Origin of the sequence: Thermococcus sp. MV11 (assembly GCF_012027285.1) — an archaeon.
Lineage (GTDB): Archaea > Methanobacteriota_B > Thermococci > Thermococcales > Thermococcaceae > Thermococcus > Thermococcus cleftensis.
In genome coordinates this window covers 79,183-95,138 of sequence record NZ_SNUD01000004.1, presented here as the reverse complement: position 1 = coordinate 95,138, position 15,956 = coordinate 79,183, and the positions used below count along the sequence as shown (strand labels likewise).

At 55.5% G+C, this 15,956-nt stretch carries 20 protein-coding genes and 1 tRNA gene; 15 read left to right on the top strand and 6 right to left on the bottom strand.

Features of this window, described 5'->3' with window-relative positions; translation table 11 throughout:
* The first annotated feature begins 79 nt into the window (after positions 1-79).
* On the top strand, positions 80-2,659 hold the full coding sequence (locus tag E3E27_RS10060) for a hypothetical protein (RefSeq protein WP_167774466.1): 2,580 nt from the start codon (positions 80-82) through the stop codon (positions 2,657-2,659).
* Between the two features lie 5 nt (positions 2,660-2,664).
* Here E3E27_RS10060 and E3E27_RS10055 read toward each other — a convergent pair whose 3' ends face one another.
* Positions 2,665-3,342, bottom strand: coding sequence for a TIGR00289 family protein (locus E3E27_RS10055; RefSeq protein ID WP_167774509.1), 678 nt, complete (start codon positions 3,340-3,342; stop codon positions 2,665-2,667).
* 93 nt (positions 3,343-3,435) lie between these two features.
* On the opposite strand from E3E27_RS10055, the gene E3E27_RS10050 reads away from it, so the two are divergent.
* From E3E27_RS10050 to E3E27_RS10025, 6 genes are all read left to right on the top strand, one after another.
* Complete coding sequence (locus tag E3E27_RS10050) at positions 3,436-4,734, top strand: bifunctional L-myo-inositol-1-phosphate cytidylyltransferase/CDP-L-myo-inositol myo-inositolphosphotransferase (protein WP_167774508.1); 1,299 nt, start codon at positions 3,436-3,438, stop codon at positions 4,732-4,734.
* A 41-nt stretch (positions 4,735-4,775) separates the two neighbouring features.
* On the top strand, positions 4,776-5,924 hold the full coding sequence (locus tag E3E27_RS10045) for an inositol-3-phosphate synthase (protein ID WP_167774465.1): 1,149 nt from the start codon (positions 4,776-4,778) through the stop codon (positions 5,922-5,924).
* A gap of 63 nt (positions 5,925-5,987) precedes the next feature.
* A complete protein-coding gene (locus E3E27_RS10040; protein WP_014789305.1) occupies positions 5,988-6,590 on the top strand; it encodes a DUF4443 domain-containing protein in 603 nt (200 codons plus the stop codon).
* A gap of 4 nt (positions 6,591-6,594) precedes the next feature.
* Positions 6,595-7,227 (top strand): orotidine-5'-phosphate decarboxylase, encoded by a 633-nt coding sequence (gene pyrF, locus E3E27_RS10035; RefSeq protein ID WP_167774464.1) that lies wholly within the window; start codon positions 6,595-6,597, stop codon positions 7,225-7,227.
* Positions 7,228-7,229: 2 nt separating this feature from the next.
* Positions 7,230-7,748, top strand: a complete 519-nt coding sequence (locus E3E27_RS10030) for an RNA-binding protein (RefSeq protein ID WP_167715506.1) — start codon at positions 7,230-7,232, stop codon at positions 7,746-7,748.
* Between the two features lies 1 nt (position 7,749).
* Positions 7,750-8,205 (top strand): adenylyltransferase/cytidyltransferase family protein, encoded by a 456-nt coding sequence (locus tag E3E27_RS10025; protein WP_167774463.1) that lies wholly within the window; start codon positions 7,750-7,752, stop codon positions 8,203-8,205.
* Between the two features lie 68 nt (positions 8,206-8,273).
* Here E3E27_RS10025 and E3E27_RS10020 read toward each other — a convergent pair whose 3' ends face one another.
* From E3E27_RS10020 to E3E27_RS10005, 4 genes are all read right to left on the bottom strand, one after another.
* Entirely contained in the window at positions 8,274-8,618 is a 345-nt protein-coding gene (locus E3E27_RS10020) for a hypothetical protein (protein ID WP_014789301.1), read from the bottom strand.
* Entirely contained in the window at positions 8,605-9,375 is a 771-nt protein-coding gene (locus E3E27_RS10015) for a ParA family protein (protein WP_014789300.1), read from the bottom strand. Before E3E27_RS10015 ends, E3E27_RS10020 begins: the two co-directional genes overlap by 14 nt.
* A 31-nt stretch (positions 9,376-9,406) precedes the next feature.
* Entirely contained in the window at positions 9,407-10,660 is a 1,254-nt protein-coding gene (gene ftsZ, locus E3E27_RS10010) for a cell division protein FtsZ (protein ID WP_014789299.1), read from the bottom strand.
* A 65-nt stretch (positions 10,661-10,725) separates the two neighbouring features.
* Positions 10,726-10,917 (bottom strand): ribbon-helix-helix domain-containing protein, encoded by a 192-nt coding sequence (locus E3E27_RS10005; RefSeq protein ID WP_014789298.1) that lies wholly within the window; start codon positions 10,915-10,917, stop codon positions 10,726-10,728.
* Positions 10,918-11,126: 209 nt separating this feature from the next.
* On the opposite strand from E3E27_RS10005, the gene cgi121 reads away from it, so the two are divergent.
* The 5 genes from cgi121 to E3E27_RS09980 all read left to right on the top strand — a co-directional run bounded on the left by cgi121 (position 11,127) and on the right by E3E27_RS09980 (position 14,609).
* Positions 11,127-11,534, top strand: a complete 408-nt coding sequence (gene cgi121, locus E3E27_RS10000; protein WP_167774462.1) for a KEOPS complex subunit Cgi121 — start codon at positions 11,127-11,129, stop codon at positions 11,532-11,534.
* Between the two features lie 86 nt (positions 11,535-11,620).
* Positions 11,621-12,799: a pyridoxal phosphate-dependent aminotransferase gene (locus E3E27_RS09995; protein ID WP_014789296.1), complete on the top strand. Its 1,179-nt coding sequence runs from the start codon at positions 11,621-11,623 to the stop codon at positions 12,797-12,799.
* 10 nt (positions 12,800-12,809) lie between these two features.
* A complete protein-coding gene (locus tag E3E27_RS09990) occupies positions 12,810-13,073 on the top strand; it encodes a TMEM165/GDT1 family protein (RefSeq protein ID WP_014789295.1) in 264 nt (87 codons plus the stop codon).
* 11 nt (positions 13,074-13,084) lie between these two features.
* Positions 13,085-14,290, top strand: a complete 1,206-nt coding sequence (locus tag E3E27_RS09985; RefSeq protein ID WP_167774461.1) for an MFS transporter — start codon at positions 13,085-13,087, stop codon at positions 14,288-14,290.
* Positions 14,280-14,609, top strand: a complete 330-nt coding sequence (locus E3E27_RS09980) for a hypothetical protein (protein WP_167774460.1) — start codon at positions 14,280-14,282, stop codon at positions 14,607-14,609. Before E3E27_RS09985 ends, E3E27_RS09980 begins: the two co-directional genes overlap by 11 nt.
* A 274-nt stretch (positions 14,610-14,883) precedes the next feature.
* On the opposite strand, the gene E3E27_RS09975 is transcribed toward E3E27_RS09980, so the two are convergent.
* Positions 14,884-14,971: transfer RNA gene (locus tag E3E27_RS09975), tRNA-Leu, on the bottom strand.
* A gap of 102 nt (positions 14,972-15,073) precedes the next feature.
* Between E3E27_RS09975 and E3E27_RS09970 the strand changes: the two genes are divergently transcribed.
* The 3 genes from E3E27_RS09970 to E3E27_RS09960 are packed head-to-tail and all read left to right on the top strand — an operon-like array spanning position 15,074 to position 15,949.
* On the top strand, positions 15,074-15,442 hold the full coding sequence (locus tag E3E27_RS09970; RefSeq protein WP_167774459.1) for a DUF2178 domain-containing protein: 369 nt from the start codon (positions 15,074-15,076) through the stop codon (positions 15,440-15,442).
* Positions 15,443-15,742: a DUF2178 domain-containing protein gene (locus E3E27_RS09965; protein WP_167774458.1), complete on the top strand. Its 300-nt coding sequence runs from the start codon at positions 15,443-15,445 to the stop codon at positions 15,740-15,742.
* Between the two features lie 9 nt (positions 15,743-15,751).
* Entirely contained in the window at positions 15,752-15,949 is a 198-nt protein-coding gene (locus E3E27_RS09960; protein ID WP_167774457.1) for a helix-turn-helix transcriptional regulator, read from the top strand.
* The last annotated feature ends 7 nt before the right edge of the window (positions 15,950-15,956 follow it).

Below are 15,956 nucleotides of genomic sequence, written 5' to 3'. Positions count from 1 at the left end.
TGGCGCCGGAGTTGTACCAATCCAAACCCGTGTGTGGCGTTTCTTTTTCAGGCCAGGGTTTGGACTTGGAGGTGCGTGTATGAAAAAAACCTCAAGGATATTGGTTCTTGTTTTACTGAGCGCGTTAGTCATCATTGGGGGGTGCATTGGAAACACCCCTTCACCCACAGAGACCGGTTCCCAAACCGGCGAGAACAGCTGGGAAGGAGGAATAAGCGAGAGCACAACAACGGAGACCCAGGGGACAACCGAGACGGTGACCGAGACCGTAACCCAGACGGAAACCCAAACTCAAACGGAGACCAGGACATCAACGGAAACCCAAACCCCCGCCAACGAAAGCCTCCAGTTCGACGAGGACGGCAACGTCATCTGCGATGAGAACTCGGATCTGGACCTCGGCTGCGAGGCCGGTGAGAGGAACGAAAACGGGACGGGCATTGGTTTCCCGATCCTCAACGTCAACCTAACGCCCGCGATAATCCCAATTTACAGGCTTAACAGCAACCTGACCTACGCCGGCCCGCTGACGGGCATGGCGAGCGAGCCCAACGGCGAGATAGTGGAGTGGGTCTCGATACTGACCTCGTCCCGCGAGCCGGGGAAGAGCGTTGCCCTCACGATAAAGTTCGAGAGCGAGGAGCTGGCAAGGGAATACGTTCATATCAAAGAGCTGAGGGACCTCCAGGGTAGGGTGATAGCGTCCTACAGGCCTACAATCCTTAAGTTCGACACCGGCGAGGAGTTTGGCGAGAGATGGGAGCTCCACCTCTACCTGGGAAGCTTCACGCTCTACAGCGTTACCGGAGGCGGCCTCACCGAGGTCCAAAAGGGGAGCGTCGAGATAGATGGCTCAATTGTGAGGTTCACCGTCGAGAACTTCTCGGAGATATTCCCCGACACAGTCTTCATGCGCATAGAGGGCAACCCAGAGGATCCGAAGACCGGTCAGAGGTTCAGCTACCCCGAGACCGGGAAGTTCATCATAAAAGCAAACCTGGGGAGGATTGACTACTACGCCCCGGCCTACTACGGCGACGCCGAGGGCGGCGTAGCTTTGTACGCCGAGGTTCTCGGCGATGACGTGAAGTTCAGGCTCCAGTTCAAGGACGAGGAAACGTACGAGGACTTCATACCCGGCGACATGTTCATAGACAGCACCGACAACGGCGAGTTTGACTGGTACGCGGAGATAGGGTCGAGCCACTTCCAGCTCAAGGACAGCTCCGGGAGCGTTTACCGCGAGGAGGACGTCATCCGCGGGGAAACGCAACTCGGCCCCTACGTGGAGTTCACGGTCGAGAACCTCTTCTCCATAATCCCGTGGAGGGAGTTCCGGTTCTGGTTCTCTAACCCCGTCCTAGAAAACCGCTTCCCGGCCGAGGGGAACCTCTGGTTCAACGCCACCAGCGGGCTGAGCATAGAGGAGGACGTTGACAGGTACATCGTTGTCGTGGTCGAGGACGTCTACATCAAGGGCAACAAGGACGAGGCCGAGGGGGAGATAAGCCTCGTCTCGTGGGCCTACGGCACGAACTACTACGAGAACCTCAATAAAATCGAGTACAGCCCCATCTACGTCTTCGGCTACCCGCTCAGGCTCTGGATTGAGGCAGAAGACCACAGCAGGCTCCTGTACCACGACAGGAACGCGGCAAGGCCGGACTGGCCCTTCACGAACGGCTACCCTGTCCTGGCGATGCCCCTCGACGAAGCTAAGAAGTACCAGGAGATATTCGTCAAGACGACCGGCTGGGACAACGACGACCTCGGAACGTACGTCAAGCTCGGCGCAGGTTTCCTCCTCGATGCCGCGGTAGGCCTCGCGACGGGCGAGATATCGAGCCTCGTCGAGCACGGCTACACAGGGGTGATGCTCCTCCACCAGCTGGAGACCGGCGAGAGCGCCAGCCACTTCTGGGGCGAGGCTTTAGCGAACCTCTTCGGCGCACCGCCGGACAGGGTGGGCTACGACACGATATCCTTCGACCCGAGGAGGGACTACAGCGACGGCTACCTCGTCAGGTCGGTCTCGAAGGACGGCAACATGGTGGTCACCTACATCATCTACGAGGTAGACCTTCCAAGGGCGGCGCGCTACGCGAGGCTCGAACTGTCAGCCGATGGACTGCTCTTCACGAAGGACACCGAGTGGGGCGACGACGAGTACTACGCCTTCTTCAGGGCCTCCACCGGTTTCACTCCTGGAAATGCCGAGATCGATGACGCCCTCATAGGGGAGATCACGACGATGGTTCCAGAGGGAGTGGCCTACGCCTATCCAAAGCTCGACAGGAGTAGCGGAACGGTGGGCTTCTCGGTGGGGGACTTCTCCGACGGCAAGCTCGACCACGGGGTCATAAACGGGAACACCGTCAAGATAATCCCCTTCGGGCTCACCCTGGTCAATTTGAGCAGCATAAGGACGCCCTTCGTCTACGTCGAGTACGACGGCTGGGAGGAGGATTCCGGCAAGTGGGGCAACGACGACGACCCGATGGGGACGTTCGGCATAACGCTCCTCCTCGACGGCGGGAACTTCCACTGGGACCCGTTCTCTGGAATCCCGAGGAGATCCTGGGGAGGGAAGGACTTCGACGTCTGTGGCGTCTCCGGTGGCTGTTCCACGGTGTACATGAGCGCCTACATAGGGCCCTGAGGCCCTCAACCTTTTCTTTCAAGGTGCGCCCTCTTCACCTCAAGAACCCCGGAATACTCCCACTCGTTCCACCTCTTCTCGACCTCGTCGAAAACTATCCTCGCCCTGAAGAACGGTGCATCTCTGACGAAGGTCTCGAACTCGCCACCCTCGCCAGCGACGTGGATTTTATACCTCTCGTGGAGCTTTACCAGCCCATCTAAGGCCTTCTCGTCTATCCTCCGCCCGAGCCAGCTCTCGTCCAGGCCGTAGGCGGAAACCCCGACCATCACAATGTCGAAAATCTCCACCAGCTCGCGCATATAATCTATTGGATCGCGGTGCCAGGCAGGAGCGAAGCTCTCAAGCCCAAGCTCCTCCGCCACCCTATCGACTCTTTTCTTCTGGTACTCACTCGCCAGAGCTCCGGCAACGACACCCTCAATCTTCAGCCCTTCGAGGACGGCCTTCATGTCCTCTACCTCTCTCTCCTTCTCGCCGCTCGTGAAGCCCTTGACGAGGGGAATCCCTATGGCTTTAGCCTGGAGCTCGGTGAGGTGTATGTTCGGCACGTGGTACATGTAGCTGTCATCGCGCTCGCTGACCATCGAGACGAGGTACTTCACCTCAAAGCCCTGCCTCAGCGCCCAGTAGAGGGCGTAGTTGGAATCTTTACCGCCCGAATAGAGCACCGCGACGCGCATTTTCACCACCGAAAATTTTAAATCACCTGTGGTTAATTTAATCTCGGTTCTCCCGATTGATGCCACATCGAGGGACTTAAAAAGGTGATGTCAATGACCCCAGGGACGGCGGTGATTCTAGCGGCTGGCCTCGGCACGAGGATCGGGGGCAGGCCCAAGGGCCTCCTCAAGGTTGCGGGAAGGGAAATTCTCTATCGAACGATGGCACTGCTCCAGAAAAACGGCATCAAACGCTTTGTAATCGTAACCAACGAGCGCTACGCCCCGCTTTACCAGGAGTTCATTGAAAGGCACAGCTTCAACGCCGAGCTGGTGGTAAACCCAGAGCCCGAGAAGGGCAACGGCCACTCGCTCCACCTGGCCAGAAACCGCGTCTCCGGGCGGTTTGTTCTGGTGATGAGCGACCACGTCTACAGCGAGGCCTTCATCGAGCGCGCTGTAAAGGGAGACGGCCTGATAGCGGACAGGAAACCGGGGTGGATTGACGTTGAAGAGGCCACAAAGATCAAAATCAGGGACGGCAGGGTCGAGCGAATCGGGAAGGGGCTGAAAGAGTGGGACGCAATAGACACGGGCTTCTTCGTCCTCGATGAGGGCATCTTCGAGGTAACTGCCCGGCTCGAGGAAGAGCGGGGCGGTGACTACCAGCTGAGCGAGGTCGTTGAGCGGGCTGGGCTTAGGGTGACTTTCGTTGACGGTCTCGGCTGGACCGACGTCGACACACCTGAGGAGCTAAAGAGGGCCAGAAAGATGCTCGTCTTCACAGCGGTGAAGGGAACGGGCGACGGCTTCATCAGCAGGTGCATCAACAGGAAAATCTCGACGAGGGTCAGTTACCTCCTCGCCGAGAAGGTCACCCCGAACGAGATGACAGCCCTTACATTTGCCCTTGGAATCCTTTCGGCCTTTCTAACCCTCGTCAGCCTCCCTCTGGCCGGGATACTCTACCAGCTCAGCTCTATCCTCGACGGAGTTGACGGCGAGCTTGCCAGGGCACAGCTGAGGACGAGCAGGTTCGGCGGCTACATCGACTCCCTCCTCGACCGCTACGTTGACGGGGCTTTCTTAGCCCTGCTGGCCTATTCGACCCTAAGGGAGCCCCTCTGGTATCTCGTTGCCCTCCTCGCTCTGCTTGGCTCTGTCATGGTCAGCTACTCTACCGAGAGGTTTAAGGCCGCCTTCTGCAGGGACGCCTACAGGGAAGTCCCCGCCCTGAGAAGACTTCCCGGAAAGAGGGACGAGAGGGTCTTCATAACCATGCTGTTCCTGCTCTGGCCTTCGAACGTCTCGGTCAAGGCGCTCTTCCTCCTGATGGCCGTCTTGACAAACCCGAGGGTTATCCTGACGGCGTATTTAATTTCCCGAAAAGTTTTGCAGCCGAAAACTATTTAACTGTTGTAAAATATCTTAGAGCAACTGAGGAGGTGGAGAAAATGGTGAAGGTTGTCATACTCGGACAGGGCTACGTTGCCAGCATCTTCGCGAGCGGGCTTGAGAAGATAAAGGCCGGAAAGATGGAGCCCTACGGCGTCCCCCTTGCCGATGAGCTCCCAATCAAGATTAAGGACATCGAGATAGTCGGCTCCTACGACGTTGATGCCAGCAAGGTCGGAAAGGACCTCTACGATGTTGTTAAGACCTACGACAGCGAAGCTCCGGAGAGCCTCAAGGGGATAACCATAAGAAAGGGAATCCACCTGAGGAGCCTCAGGAACCTCCCGCTTGAAGCTACCGGCCTCGACGACGAGATGACTCTCAGCGAGGCGGTCGAGTACCTCGTGAACGAGTGGAAGGAGCTCGGTGCCGAGGTCTTCATAAACGTCTGCACCACCGAGGCCTTCGTGCCCTTCGGGAGCAGGGAGGAGCTTGAGAAGGCCATCGAGGAGGACAGGAAGGACAGGCTCACGGCAACGCAGGTCTACGCCTACGCTGTAGCGAAATACGCCAAGGAGGTCGGTGGCGCTGCCTTCGTCAACGCGATTCCGACGCTCATCACCAACGACCCGGCGTTCGTCGAGCTCGCGAAGGAGAGCAACCTCGTTATCTTCGGCGACGATGGTGCCACCGGCGCAACCCCGCTCACCGCCGATGTCCTCAGCCACCTCGCCCAGAGGAACCGCTACGTCCTCGACATAGCCCAGTTCAACATCGGCGGAAACAACGACTTCCTGGCCCTCACCGACAAGGAGAGGAACAAGAGCAAGGAGTTCACCAAGAGCTCGGTTGTCAAGGAACTACTCGGCTACGACGCGCCGCACTACATCAAGCCCACCGGCTTCCTCGAGCCCCTCGGCGACAAGAAGTTCATAGCGATGCACATCGAGTACGTCAGCTTCAACGGCGCCCACGACGAGCTCGTCATCACCGGAAGGATAAACGACAGCCCGGCTTTAGCTGGCCTTCTCGTCGACCTCGCGAGGCTCGGAAAGATAGCGATTGAGAAGAAGGCCTTTGGAACCGTCTACGAGGTAAACGCCTTCTACATGAAGAACCCGGGACCGAAGGACAGGCCCAACATACCGCGCATCATAGCCCACGAGAAGATGCGCATCTGGGCCGGCCTCGAGCCCAGGTGGCTCTGATTCCCCTCTTCTTCCAACAAACCTTTTAATCCCATCAATCCTATTTCTTCCGGAGGGAAGCCGATGAGCTGGAAGAGGGGAGCCTATCCTGAGTTCACTCTTGAAGATGCCGTTGCGGTTCTTTTCATGCTTCAGAACCCGACGGGAAGAAAGGCTATATCAGAGGTTCTTGACCTCGGCGAAGGGAGTGTTAGGACGCTTTTGAAGAAACTTGCCGCCCTCGATGTCATAAGCTCCACCCAGCGTGGGCACTCTCTCAACGATAGTGGAATGAAGCTCCTTGAAAGGCTCTCGAAGCACTTCTCAGAGGTTCATAAGGTTGGGGAGGTCGATGGTTACCCAGCCCACGCCATTCTCGTGAAAAACCCGCCCGAATTCAAGAGCATCGAGCTCAGGGACGAGGCAGTAAGGTTCTTTGCAAAGGGAGCAATGATACTCGTTGTGAAGAACGGAGAGCCAGTTTTCCCCGAGGACGAAAGGCCGCTGAGCGAGACGATGCCCGGGCTTGCGGGGGAAATTAAAGGGGCGTTCAATCTGGAGGATAATGACCTCGTAGTGGTAACGTGGGCAGAGAAGGAAGCCGACGCCATGAAGAGCGCATATCACGTCGCGCTCACCCTGAAAGAGGGAGAACTGCCGGAGGAGATAAGGTCCCTTGTGAGGTGAAGCCATGAAGAGACTCATACTTGCCCTTGACGTCTACGAACGTGAGAGAGCCCTGGAGATAGCGGAATGCACCGCTGACTACCTGTGGGCCGTGAAGGTGAACTGGCCGCTGATAATAGGCTCGGGTTTGGGCATCATCACCGAACTCAGGCAGGTGACCGGACTGCCGGTGATAGCAGATCTTAAGCTGGCAGATATTCCGAACACCAACAGGCTCATAGCGAAGAGGGTTTTTGATGCCGGGGCCGACTACATCATAGCCCACGGCTTCGTCGGAAGGGACAGCCTCAATGCCATCATGGAGCTTGGGGAGACGATAATCGTCGTCGAGATGAGCCACCCGGGTGCAGAGGAATTTATCCAACCAGCGACGGATAAGCTGATCGAGCTCGCCAACGAGCTTGAGCCCTTCGGCGTTATAGCGCCGGCCACAAGGCCGGAGCGCGTTGCATACATACGCTCGAAGCTGAAACCCGGAATCAAAATCCTGACCCCCGGTGTTGGGGCACAGGGAGGAAAGGCAGGCAAAGTTTTAACGGCCGGTGCCGATTACGTCATCGTGGGCCGCTCTATCTATGCGAGTGAGAATCCAAGGGAAGCCGCGAGAAATCTCCACCGGGAGATAGCGGGGGTGTGAAGATGGAGCTTAAGGTCAAGCACCCGCTCAGCAAGAAGGAAGTGAAGGAGATAATAAGGGAGATGAGTGAGATATTCGGCGAGGAAATAGCAGGGAAGATGCTGAACAAGAAGGACCGCGTCGAGGTGGCGGAGTTCGATAAGACAACCGAGATACTCCTCGTGAACGGGAAGCCGTTCTTCATACGGAGGAAGGGCCTCATCTTCCCGCTCGTCATAGCGCTCTACGAGCTTTCCAACGAGGAAGACCTAAGGAAGTGGCCGAGAAGGGTGGTGGTCGATGCCGGTGCGGTGCCCTTCATAATAAAGGGTGCCGACGTCATGGCAGCAGGGATAACCGACGCCGATGAGGGCATAAGGGAGGGCGACTTCGTCTTCGTGGTTGAGGAGGACTACGGAAGGCCCCTCGCCATAGGCATAGCACTCATGGACGGAAAGGCGATGAAGGAGAAGCCCAAGGGAAAGGCTGTGAAGAACATACACCACGCAAAGGACAGGATCTGGGAGCTGACGGTGGGCTGAGATGGGAGAAGGGCGGGTGGAGCGGAGAATCCGCGTTCTGGTGGGGGGCGTCTTCGACCTCCTCCATGTCGGCCACATTCACTTTTTGAGGCAGGCTAAGGAGCTGGGCGACGAGCTTATAGTGATAGTCTCCCACGACGACACGGTCAGGAGAAGGAAGGGGAGGGAACCTGTCAATCCCGCTGAGGACAGGGCGGAGCTGTTGAGGGCTATAAAGTACGTGGACGAGGTCTACATTGGTTCACCTGGAGGAATAAACTACGAGCTGGTGAGGAGGATAAACCCCGACATAGTGGCCATAGGCCCGGATCAGGACTTCAACTGCGAGAGGCTTAAGGAGGCACTCAGACAACACGGCATCGACGCGGAGGTAATAAGGATACCCTACCTCTACAAGAGCGACAGGGCGAAGACGAGCAAGATAATAAGAAGAATAGTCGAGGCCTACTGCGACTAGCCTCAACCCGGGCCGGGAGTTGGGGCGTGATTTTAGCGGGTTATTTCAACAGTGGGTCCCAATCAACATCAGAGCTTGAACTTCTCTATGTAGTCCCTAAGGAAGTCGGGGTCTTCTCTCTTCACGGCGCTGAGGAGTTCCTCGAACTTTTTCTCCCCCAGGGCAAGGCGGAGGTAGTAGTAAAGATTGACAGCGTCCTCTACGATGGCGCTCTGCCTCCTGCCCTCCTCCCCATAGAGCTCAATGAGCTTCCTGTTCATGTCCCTGCTTATGTAAAGGGTCTTCTGCATCTTCTCCTTCTTCAGCTCGGCCGATCTTGAAGGAGCCTTATCCTCCCTCTTTCGAGGCTTCGACGGCCGGGTGAGCTCATTGACGGAACCATCGAAGAGCTTTGGGATTTTATCCTTCGACAATCTCAACCACCTCGCGGGCGAGCTTTTTGAAGGCCCTGGCGGCCCGTCCATCACCCTCAAACTCGAATATGCTCATGCCCTGGCTCTGGGCCTTCTCCAGAGCTATCGCCTTTGGAATCGTCGTCAGAATGGGCGCGTCGGGGTAGGTCTCCCTGAGCTCCTTGAGGCGCATCTTCGGAACCTTGGTCTGACGGGTGAACTTGTTGGGAACTAGGCCAAGGAGTTTAAGGTTCTCGTTAGTTTCCTGACGTATCATACGCATCAAATTGAACATCAGCTGCATTCCTATGACGCCAAAGTAGCTCAGTTCTAGGGGAATGAGAACGTAATCTGAGGCAGTCAGTGAGTTCACAAGGAATATCCCCATGCTCGGAGGGTTGTCTATCAGAACGTAGTCGTAATCTGGAAGGACGGGCAGTAGGGCCTTTTCGAGCCTTCTCTCGCGGTTGTATGCGTTGATTATCTCTATTTCCTTGGCCGAAAGGTTGAGATGGCTCGGTACCAGGTGCAGATTCTCCCTGACCTCAACTATCGTATCCTCGATGTCGCTCTCCCTTGTCATGAGGGTTCCAACGTTGCTGTTGCCGTACTGAAGGACGTCCATTCCGATCAGACCGAACGTGAGGTTGAACTGGGGGTCAATGTCCACCACCAGGACCTTCCTGCCCATCGCCGAGAGGGCATAGGCGAGGTTCATCGTCAGGGTGGTCTTTCCAACGCCGCCTTTCTGGTTGGCTACGCTAATAACCACTGCCATAGAATCACCCGCTAAATGGTAAAGGGGAAAATCAGGCGATGTCAATGAAGTCTTCGAGAACCCTTTTCGCATAGGGTGGGAGTTCTCTTCCCTTCTTCTCGGGTTTACCGGATATCGCGTTGAAGATTCTATCAAAATCTCCGTCCTTGGATTTGAACGGCTTGACAGGCTCGGGGGCTATTATGTTGTCCTTCATCGACGAGCCAACCTGGAGGGCGTGTTCGCCACCGAGTATGTGGGGGGACTTAACGCCGGTCATTATGACCATTGCCCTTACCACTTTACCCATATCCTCGTCTATCCTTGCACCCCACTTGATTTCGCTCTTCTCGCCAAGCTTCTCGTAGACGATGTTCATGGCGTCGTTTATCTCACCGAGGCTCACGTCTGGTCCGACTGTGAAGTGAACCAGAGCCCTGTCGCCGCTTCCGTACTCAACCTCGAGCATCTTGTTTTCGAGCGCGTTCTTGACCGCATCGACCGCCCTGTTGCTTGAGTCACTCTCGCCTATTCCTATCAAGGCCGCACCGCCGTTGTGCATGACGCTGTAAACGTCGGCAAAGTCGATGTTCACCATCGATGGGAGCTTTATCGTCTCGGTGATGCCCTTGACCATTCTGGCTATTATCTCGTCGGCGAAGCGGAAGGCGGCGTTTATCGGGAGCTTCGGAACGAGCTTGAGGAGCTTGTCGTTCTCGATGATGATGACCGTGTCCGAGTAGTACATGAGGGCCTTTATACCAGCCTTGGCCTTCTCGATCCTGATCTTGCCCTCGTTCTTGAACGGGTAGGTTACAACGCTGACGACGAGCGGTTCCCTAAAGCGACCGTTGTGCCTGGCACGTTCCTTTATGACCTTCGCAACAACCGGAGCAGCGCCTGTACCGGTGCCGTTACCCATACCAGCGGTTATGAACACAAGATCGGCGTCACCGATGGTCTCGGCAATCTCATGGGCGCTCGCCTCGGCGGCGCGGTAGCCAACCTCGGGGTTTCCACCGGAACCCTTACCCTGGGTTATTTCCTTGCCGAGGAGAAGCTTTTTATGGGCTTTCGTCCTGGCAAGGTGCTGGGCGTCAGTGTTCATTGCTATAAGCTCAGCACCCTGAACACCGAGCTCAAAAAGTCTGGTTATCGTGTTATTGCCAGAGCCGCCAACGCCAACTATGACTATCTTTATGAGATCCTCAAGGTTCTCGTCGGAGAATCCCTCCATCTGAGGCGCCCTGGGTCCCTCATCGAGATCCAGCTTGATTCCGGCCTGTTCCAACAGCTTGAATACCATATGCCCCAACCCCCCAAACTTGGACTGATCAGCAGCAATTTGATTTAACCGTTGATTGAAGCGGCTTATTTCAGGACGTAATCTGGAGTTGAACGCTCCTCGATCTCAAGCTGATAGAGTTCCTTCTTCAAAAGCTCGCGTATGGCTTCCCTGATAATCTCGCTCCTGTTGGGATATACACCCTTCCTGACGAGCTGATCCATGGCGTTTATCAGTCCCTGAGGGAGCTGTACACTGATGATACGCATTTTGGTCATCTCTGCACCACCTAGTTCAGCAAGCCGCTGAAATAAATAGTGGTTTAATTAGTTAAATACTTTGCGCTTGCTTGATATTATCAAAATAATATGATTCTCAAAAAATTTTTGAAAAAATCTAAAGTAGCAAAAAATACAACAACTCAAACGCCCGAGAGACCCAGAAAGGGTTTTAACGCCAAAGTTTCCAGCTGGCACGGGGTGAACAGATGAAAGGGATAACCGACAATCTCCACATCGCCAGGGTACTGGTCAAAAACGTTGAGAAGTTGATACCAAAGATAGGTGGCGACTTTCAAGTTGTAAAGGCAGACTGCTGGGAACAAGTGGCCTTCGCGGCACTCCTGGCAATGCGCTCGTTTGAAAGGGGCACCAACCACGCCAAAACCCTTGGAGGAGAGATGCTGCTCCGCCTGGCTGGAACGCTCCAGATAAAGGACGCGATAAAGAACCACGGGGCAGGGGAGGGTGAGAACTACCTCGTAGTCTTCGGCAGCGGGGAGAGAGCCAAGGAAATTCTTGCGGAGCTGGGTCTGGAGGAGCTGCCTCTCATCGACTGCAACAAGGAAAAATCGAAAAGATTTTTCGAAAAAGCCGCGCTCGTTGAAGTTTTATAGACAAACAATGGCCATTTCTGTGCTTTGTGTCGGATAGGTTTATAAAATCCCGCCATTACTTTCGAACTGCCTGAGGTGATGCTCCCATGAGATACAAAAAGCGCAAATACTTCCTCGCCGGCAGAATAAACCTTATTCAGCGCTCGAAAATCAGGGAACTCTTCGAAAAAGCCAAGAAGATGGAGAACGTAATATCCCTGGGGATAGGCGAACCCGATTTTGACACCCCCCAGGTCATAAAGGAAGCCGCCAAACAGGCCCTCGACGAGGGTTATACGCACTACACCCCCAACGCCGGAATCCCCGAGTTCCGCGAGGCCATAGCCGAGTACTACAAGACACACTACAAGGTTGATGTTTCTCCCGAGGATATAATCGTCACCGCCGGCGCTTACGAGGCAACCTATCTCGCATTCCAGACCCTCCTGGAACAGGACGATGATGTAATCATTCCCGACCCCGCTTTCGTCTGCTATGTCGAGGACGCCAAGATATCTGAGGCGGGCATCATAAGGATCCCCCTCCGTGAAGAAAGAGAGTTCCAGCTCGATCCGGACGAGCTGGTCGAGGCCATTACAAAGCGCACCAGAATGCTCGTCATAAACTATCCCAACAATCCGACGGGTGCCGTCCTCAAGAAGAAGACCGTCAAGGCGATAGCTGACATAGCCGAGGACTACAACCTCTACATTCTCAGCGACGAGCCCTACGAGCACTTCCTCTACGAAGGAGCTAAGCACTACCCGATGATAAAGTACGCCCCGCACAACACGATTCTGGCGAACAGCTTCTCCAAGACCTTTGCCATGACCGGCTGGAGACTGGGCTTCACCATCGCCCCGACCCAGGTCATAAGGGATATGATAAAGCTCCACGCCTACGTCATCGGCAACGTGACGTCCTTCATTCAGATAGCGGGAATTACGGCCCTTCGCGACAAGCGCAGCTGGGAAGCTGTCGAGGCCATGCGCCAGACCTACGCCGAGAGGAGGCGGCTCGTCCTCAAGTACCTCAACAAGATGCCCCACATAACCCCCTTCAGACCCAAGGGCGCCTTCTACATCTGGGCCAAGATTGATCCCGAGCTTGAGATGAGCAGCGAAGACTTCGCGGAGTGGCTCCTCGACAACGCCAGGGTGGTGGTGATTCCGGGAACCGCTTTCGGAAAGGCTGGCGAGGGCTGGATAAGGATAAGCTACGCCACCAAGAAGAGCCAGCTTAAAGAGGCCATGGAGAGAATGCACGAGGCCCTTTCAAAGCTCTGAGGGAGGTCCGATGGACGGAATTCTCGCCATCTTCTTCGCAATCTTTCTGGCGGAGCTCGGTGACAAAACCCAGCTGGCAACGATGGCCTTCGCGGCCAAGTACGGCTGGAAAACGGCTTTCATAGGTGCCGTTCTGGGCTTGGCCGCCGTGAACCTCATCGGCGCGGTTCTCGGCGACAAGCTCGGCGACTTCATTCCCCTCGAACTGGTCCACAAGTTCGCAGGGGCGCTCTTCATAGTTTTCGGAGTGCTCATGATATTCGGAAAGCTTTAGGAGGGATAGAGATGGACAGGAGATGGAGGTCGGTACTTCTCGACACCCTCGTGATGACCGCCGGCTTCGGAACGCTCACCATGATGGCCGTCGCCAAGCCGGACGTCATAGCGCACTTCGGTATCGACGATAACGCCTACGAGTGGCAGCACATCGCTTACGTCTTCGGTCTTTTCATAGCCTTCCTCCTTGGTCATACCAGAATATACGAGGGAAGCTTCAAGAGGAGCGTCGCCATAGCGCTCAGCTGGGCGGCGATAGCGCAGGCCCTCATTCCCCTTGCCCCCAACTGGTACGTCGTGGTGTTCCTCAGGTTCATTCAGGGTTTCGTGGTCACGCTCGTGCCGCTCTTCAGCACTCAGATAGCTCACTTCTTCGTGGCCGAGAGACCGTTCGCTAAAGGAATAGTCCTCTCGGGCATCTTCTGGGGGGGAGTTTTCGGAAGCATGAGCGCCAAGTACGCGGTGGCGAGCTTCGGCTGGAAGGGCGGTTTCTGGGTAACCGTCATCATAATGTACGCCGTCCTCGCCCTCTGGTGGGTTCTTACAGAGGACTTCGAGATAATCCACAGGAGCGAGGGCGAGACGAGGATAAACGTCTGGAAAATGCCCTTCACCTGGGTTCTCGGCTTCACCTTCTTCCCTGCCCTGTGGGTCATCTTCACGATAATCGGATTCTCCGCGTCCCTTGGCTACAGCATGGGCTGGACCAAGGAGCACGTGGCAACGCTGAGCACCAGCTTAAACGTCTCCAAGGCGCTCTGGAGCATTGGAATGGGCTACGTCGGCTACATGCTGTCGAGGAAGAACCCGAGCGCCAAGGGCCTCTTCAGGGCCATCGTCCAGGTGATGATATTTTCCTACGCGGTCGCCTTCATCGGACTGCTGGTATACGGAAAGGCCATGCTGGCGGGGAACTACACCCTTGCCCTCGCCTCGGTCGTCCTCATCGGCGCCCTCCAGGGAACAGGACCGGCCTTCTGGACGAGCGCTCCGGCAACCTATCCAAAGAGCATCTTTCCCAAGGCCAGCTTCGCCCTCGGCCTAATCTCCAACTCCGCTAACGCCATAGCCCCGACCGTCACCGAGATTCTCGCCAGGCAGGGAACCGGGCTGGCCCTGGCCGAACTGGCCCTGATGCCGATCCTCGGAATCCTCACCCTCCTGGCCGTTTCCAGAATGAGGCTCCCCGTGGAGGAGCTGGGCGATGCAGCCTAAACCCATCGTGGTCTCCTTCTTTACCCTCCTTGCCTTCTTTTTCTACGGTATAGCAGCTATCAGCAGGGGAGAAACCACCAACCTCATCGGCTACTCGATAATCGGGACGATACACCTGACCTTTGCCCTCGGCCTCTGGAGGGGCTTGGAAATCTTCGTGAACCTCTCCGCTTATCTGGCGCTCCTCGATATGCTCTTCGGCCTGCTGTGGATCATGGTAGGCCTTTCCTTCCCCGCGGCAACGCTGACCCTCCTCTCCGCACTGGCGCTTTTCATACTGATGGACGAGGACGTGAGGAGCGAGCTCAAAATGCCGTGAGCAAGCTTTGCTCCCACAAAGCTTGACCAAAAAGGTATAACTGTCCAAAATAGAAAGTCAAAAGTCAGCATGCTTCTTCAAAATGTGTATTTTAAGAGGGTTTTGTACCCCGACGGAGTAATTCAACAAGGTTTACTTCAGGACAGCGCCCGAAGGGCGCTAAGGAGAAGAAAACCCCAACCAAAACAAGCGAGTTAATGACAAACCCCCAACTAACTTGAATGTTCTGACAAGGCATGCTAGCTTTGATGAAGCTTTCCGTTAGAAACGTTTCTGGTGCGGGGGCGGGGATTTGAACCCCGGAACCCCTGCGGGACGGGACCCTAAATCCCGCGCCTTTGGCCAGGCTCGGCTACCCCCGCGCGAATTGAACTTCGCCCCGTCGCTTTAAAAACTTTGAGGGGAAAGGCTTATAAAGATGTAAAGGAAGCTTTACGTAAAGGAAACTTTACATGGTGATGTGAATGAGCCTGAAATACGAAGGCCTGCGCGCAGGTTTAATAGCCGGGATAATTATCGGCCTTGCATACTCCACCAAATCTGGAAGGGCATCCCTAGCGGTGGGAATATTCCTTCTAGGCGTTCTGCTGGCATACGCTCTGAACTGGTACTACAACTCAAGGGTGGAGAAGGTAGAGGACGAGAGAACCGAGCTGATAGGTTCCAAAAGCACGAGAAACGCGTTCGCCGTGATGAGTATCCTCCTCTTTGCCGAGTACCTCTGGGAGTACTCCAAAGGGAACACCGAAATTGCCATGAAGCTCCTGATTCCACTCGCGCTAGGTGCAATTGTCCTCCTAATATCACAGTACCGCTACGAAAGGGTGATGTGAATGAACGAGCTCGCCTTGGTCTCGTTGATTGCCCTGATTGGAGGCGGGCTCTTCGGGTACTTCATGACCAGGACGACAGTGAACAACATCGGCTTTCCCCTCGATGAGAGGGCCGAAGAGATAGCCAAAATCTCCGCCATGCGGACGCTGGAGCTGGTTCTGCTCGTAACCGTGATTTCGCTGTACTACTGCGCATTCTTTATCCGAGACGAGAGATGTGCCAATTTCATGACATTGATATTCGCGACAATATTTTTCGGTAACTGGGCATTTAGGGCTTATTACTCGAGGAAACTGTGAGGGATTCGAATGAAGAACCGCCTGCGAGAGCTCAGGGAGGAGCTGGGCATAACCCAGGAGGAGCTGGCGAAAGCCCTTGGCGTGACGAGGCAGACGATAATAGCGATAGAAAAGGGCCGCTACGATCCGTCGCTTAGGCTGGCCTTCAAAATCGCCCGATTTTTCAACAAACTGATTGAAGAAATCTTTATCTACGAGGAAGATTAAGGATAAT